The organism is Actinosynnema sp. NPDC050801 (genome assembly GCF_040673975.1).
GTDB lineage: Bacteria > Actinomycetota > Actinomycetes > Mycobacteriales > Pseudonocardiaceae > Actinosynnema.
On sequence record NZ_JBFAQZ010000052.1, the window covers coordinates 1 to 4,965 of the forward strand.

Here is a 4,965-nt window from a genome sequence, read left to right on the forward strand (position 1 = left end):
GTACGCGCTACCGGTCGTGGTGCCGGGGGTGAGCGCGGCGGCCAACGCCGGGTACCAGCGTGCCTCGATCTTGCGGATGCCGCTGTCGTTGGGGTGCACGCCGTCGGAGGTGTCGGAGGAGGTGGAGAAGCCGCTCCACTGGTCCACGACCCTGACCGGCGACTGGGACGTGGAGTTCGCCGCGGCCCAGCCGGGGATGGCGTTGTTCAGGGTGACCACTCGTTGGTAGCAGGCGGAGCAGTTGGAGGGGCTCATCGGCAGGATCTGCGCCACGAGGACCTTCATCGACGGGTTGCTCGCCCGCATCTGCCCGAGCAGCTTGGTGTAGGCGCTCAGGATCGTGCTCGCCGGGATGTTGCTCCAGATGTCGTTGGTCCCCAGGTGCATCAGCACGACGTCGGGCCGGGTCGCCGACAGCCAACCGGGAAGCTGGTTCTGATCCGCGATGCGGGTGGCGAGGAACCCGCCGTGGCCCTCGTTCTCACCGTCGTAGGCGAAACCGCAGCCCGGGGCGGGCAGCGTGCCGACGAAGTCGATGTCGGTGTAGCCGGTGTTGCGCAGGTGTTGCCACAGCAGGGCTCTCCAGCAGCCGGGCGAGCCGGTGATGGAGTCGCCCAACGCCATGATCCGCGTCGGCGTGGCGGCCGAGGCCTGCGGCACGATCAGGAACAACGCGGTCAGCACCGCGACGAGCACACTGCTCAACGTCGAGCGCGCTTTCATGTCACACCTTCCGAGCGAGACGATGGTTCTGTTCCGTGTGCGGTCGGCACCCCGGCCGTCGCAGCCTCTCCTCGACCCACGGCGAACGCCGGGACCGCATCGGGTCCCGGCGTCGCCACAGGAGGGTTACTTCAGGTTGGGCAGCTCGTCGCGGGTCACGACGTAGCTGTGGTTGTAGACCTTCTGGAGGTGGCTGACGCTGTTGCTGACGGTCAGGTGGTTGCCGTGCCAGGTGCCGAACAGCACCCAGCGCGTGCCGGTGGACTGGAGGCGGTCGGGGTCCGGGATCGGGCCGTTCTCGTGCAGCGCGATCGGCATGGAGGAGCCGACGATGTTGCGCACGGAGTTGTACATGGCGTTCTGCGGGTCGTAGTTGCCGTTGCCCGCGTAGGTGTCGGCGCCGCCGACGTCCACGACCGACTTGCCGGGGTAGAACGACGACTGCGGCTGGCCGTTGTAGCCGTGCAGCCACACCAGGTTGTCCAGGCCCTTGGTGCGGGTGAAGTAGTTGAACATGAAGTTCCACAGCCGGTTGTACTGGCCGCCGCCCTCCTTGCTCCACCAGAACCAGGTGCCGCCGGCCTCGTGGAACGGCCGCCAGATCACCGCCGCGCCCGCGTTCTCCAACTGCTGGAGCATGGTCGCCGCCTGGTCCAGGCGGTCGATGAACGAGCGGTACTCGTTCGTGCCCGGCGTCAGCACGGCGTTGATAGACACCGACATCTGCGTGCCCTCGTAGGTGTCGGGCTTGGTCGGCGCGCCCATGTGGTAGCCGATCATCGGGATGCCGCCCGCGTTCCACCACGCGATGGCGCGCGGGGCGAGGTCCTTGGAGTCACCGAAGTCCAGCGCCCGGATCGCCGGGTACTTGCCCGTGTTGTTCCGGATGTGGTTGATCTCGTAGTCCGGGCCGCCGATCCAGGTCGACTCCTGCTGGCCCGAGATGATGTGGTTGCCGTACTGGGAGTACAGGTAGCACAGCAGCTTGCGCGCCTGCGGCGAGGCGTTCGGGTTGACCGGGTTCGTCGAGCACTGGGGTGTGCCGCCGCCGGTGCCGAAGCGGAACGACTGGTTGGCCTGGCCGTTGCAGGTCCAGGTGTTCACGGCGGTCCCGTTCGCGGTGGCCTGGTTGTTCACGTCCAGGCACAGGCCGGACTGGGTGGCGGTGATGCTGCCGTTCGCGTTCAGCCGGAACTTCTGGTTCGCGCCACCGTTGCAGTCCCAGATCGCCAGGCGGGTGCCGGCGGCGGTGCTGCCACCGGGCACGTCCAGGCACTTGGAGCCGTTGAACACGCGCAGGTCGCCCGACGAGGAGAACTCCCAGCCCTGGTTGGCGGCGCCGGTGCAGTCCCAGATCTGCACCTGCGCGCCGTTGGCGCTGGAGTTGCCCGTGACGTCCAGGCAGCGGCCGGATCCGACAGCCACCAGGGGCGCGGGAGCGGCCTGCGCCGGTGCGGTCACCAGCATCAGCGCCGGAGCGGTCAGCACCAGGGCGAGCAGAGCTCTGCCCAGGCGTGGTAGAGCACGCATCTGATCTCCTTTGATCATTGCGGGAGGGTGCGAAGGCGGATCGGCGATCGATTGTTAGGTTCGTGACGAAACAAAGTCAACCCCTCAGGCCGATCGAGACGCGCTCTTGACTTTGTTTCGTCGGGAACCTAACAATGTCCGCCGTCATGGCTTGACCGCGCTCATCGTCGAGACAAGGCGGTTCGGATGGCACACGGCACATCGAGGACGGCGACGGCCTTCGTCGCCGCCTTGCTCACCTGCTTGGCGGCGCTGCTGGTCCCCTCCCCCGCCCACGCGGCCTCGCTGCAGGAGGTCAGGGACTTCGGCTACAACCCCAGCGGCATCAAGATGTTCGTGTACGTGCCCGACAACGTGGCGGCCAAGCCCGCCGTGGTGGTCGGCGTCCACTGGTGCACCGGCACCGCGCAGGACTTCCACCGGGGCACGCAGTACGCCTCACTGGCCGACCGGCACGGGTTCATCGTCATCTACCCGTCGGCCGTCAGCTCCGACCGCTGCTGGGACGTCCACTCCCGATCGGTGCTGACGCACAACGGCGGAGGCGACGCCCAGGGCATCGTGTCCATGGTCAAGTACGTCCAGCAGCGCCACAACGGCGACCCGGGCCGCACGTTCGTCACCGGCCACTCCTCCGGCGGCATGATGACCAACGTCCTGCTCGGTTCCTACCCGGACGTGTTCCAGGCGGGCGCGTCGTTCGCGGGCGTGCCCTTCGGCTGCTTCGCCGGTTCCGCGTCCTGGCACACCGACTGCGCCGAGGGCCGCGTCGACAAGACCGCGCAGCAGTGGGGCGACCTGGTGCGCGGCGCCTACCCGGGCTACAGCGGTCCCCGCCCCAGGGTGCAGCTGTGGCACGGCACCGAGGACGACGTGCTGCGGTTCGCCAACTTCGGCGAGGCGATCGAGCAGTGGACGAACGTGCACGGCGTGAGCACGACACCGACCTCCACCGAGTACAACACCCCGCGCAGCACCTGGACCCGCACCCGCTACGGCTCCCGGGTCGAGGCCGTCCGCGAGCAGGGACAGCCGCACAACCTCCAGATCCTCGCCGACGAGGTGATCCGCTTCTTCGGCATCGGACAGCAGTCCGGCGGCACCTCGTTGGTCGGCGTCCAGTCCAACCGGTGCCTCGACGTCGCGTCCGCGAGCCGCACCAACGGCGCCGCGGTGCAGCTGTGGGACTGCAGCGGGGGCGTCAACCAGCAGTGGGCGAGCACGGCGAGCGGTGAGCTGAGGGTCTACGGCGACAAGTGCCTGGACGCCACCGGCCAGGGCACGAGCACCGGCACCACCGTCCAGATCTGGGACTGCAACGGGCAGGCCAACCAGAAGTGGACCGCGCTGTCCGACGGCTCCGTCAAGGGCACGCAGTCGGGCCTGTGCCTGGACGCCTCGGGCCAGGGCACCGCGAACGGCACCCGGATCGCGCTCTGGACCTGCAACGGGCAGGCCAACCAGAGGTGGGTCCGGCGCTGAGGGCAGCGGGGAACCGCCGAACCTCGCGGGCGGTTCCCCGCTCCCGCGGCCGATCACCGGTGAAGACCACCGTCCGCCGGTCCGATCTCGGCCGCACCCACCCACTCCCCTGCGGCCGGACCGCCGACGGCGCCTTCGCCGACATCCGGCTGTCCAAGGCCGTCATCGCTCGTGCGGGGATGGGCCGTGCACGGATCCGCCGCCGCATCTGACAGGAGGTAGGCCATGGTATCCAGTGGAAGCGCTTTCCAGGGCGCACCCGCGGTTGTCCGCTCAGGACGGCCGGCAGGTCGCTTGTGGAGGTACGGGATCGTCCTCGCCGCGGCGACCACCATGCTGGTGGCGTTGACCGTCGCGGGTGGGAGCCGGCAGGCGACCGGTGCCGACAACCCGTACCAGCGAGGTCCCGACCCCACGCCGGCCAGCGTCTCGGCCAACCGGGGCACGTTCGCCACCGCGCAAGTCGGTGTGCCGGCCGGGAACGGCTTCGGGGGCGGGGTGATCTACTACCCGACGGACACCAGCCAGGGCAGGTTCGCCGCGATCGCCGTCGTGCCCGGCTACACGGCCACCTGGGCCGCCGAGGGTGCCTGGATGGGGCACTGGCTGGCGTCGTTCGGGTTCGTGGTCATCGGGATCGACACCAACAACCGCAACGACTGGGACAACGCCCGCGGCACCCAACTGCTGGCGGCGCTGGACTACCTGACCCAGCGCAGCTCGGTGCGGGACCGGGTCGACGCGAGCCGGACGGCGGTGATGGGCCACTCCATGGGCGGTGGCGGCGCCGCGAACGCGTCCCTCCAGCGGCCCTCGCTGAAGGCCGCGATCGGGCTCGCACCGGCCAGCTTCTCGCAGAACCTGACCACCACGAGGGTCCCGACCATGCTGCTGGCCGGTCAGTACGACGGCACCGTGACCCCCGCCAGCGTCCTCAACCTCTACAACGGGATCCCGAGCACCGTCGAGAAGGCCTACCTCGAACTGGCCGGCGCCGGTCACGGCTTCCCCACCTCGAACAACCCCACGATGATGCGCAACATCATCCCCTGGTTCAAGGTCTTCACCGACAGCGACACCCGCTACACGCAGTTCCTCTGCCCGCTGTCCGACTGGAACGGTGTCAGGTCCTACCAGAGCACCTGCCCGCTGGTCCCCTCCACACCACCGACCAGCACGACCACGTCGACCACGACCACCACACCGGGCGAACCGACCGGCAGCGCTTAT

Annotated in this window: 4 protein-coding genes; 2 read left to right on the forward strand and 2 right to left on the reverse strand. The window is 68.9% G+C overall.

The annotated features are described in order from the left end of the window. Together AB0K14_RS40760 and AB0K14_RS40765 are read right to left on the reverse strand one after the other, a co-directional pair. A partial coding sequence (locus tag AB0K14_RS40760) for an SGNH/GDSL hydrolase family protein (protein WP_360466715.1) occupies positions 1-723 on the reverse strand: 723 nt, incomplete at its 3' end. A gap of 126 nt (positions 724-849) precedes the next feature. Then, positions 850-2,253: a glycosyl hydrolase gene (locus AB0K14_RS40765; RefSeq protein WP_360466712.1), complete on the reverse strand. Its 1,404-nt coding sequence runs from the start codon at positions 2,251-2,253 to the stop codon at positions 850-852. Between the two features lie 186 nt (positions 2,254-2,439). On the opposite strand from AB0K14_RS40765, the gene AB0K14_RS40770 reads away from it, so the two are divergent. Then, positions 2,440-3,735: a PHB depolymerase family esterase gene (locus AB0K14_RS40770; RefSeq protein WP_360466709.1), complete on the forward strand. Its 1,296-nt coding sequence runs from the start codon at positions 2,440-2,442 to the stop codon at positions 3,733-3,735. 294 nt (positions 3,736-4,029) lie between these two features. Beyond that, a partial coding sequence (locus tag AB0K14_RS40775) for a dienelactone hydrolase family protein (protein WP_360466706.1) occupies positions 4,030-4,965 on the forward strand: 936 nt, incomplete at its 3' end.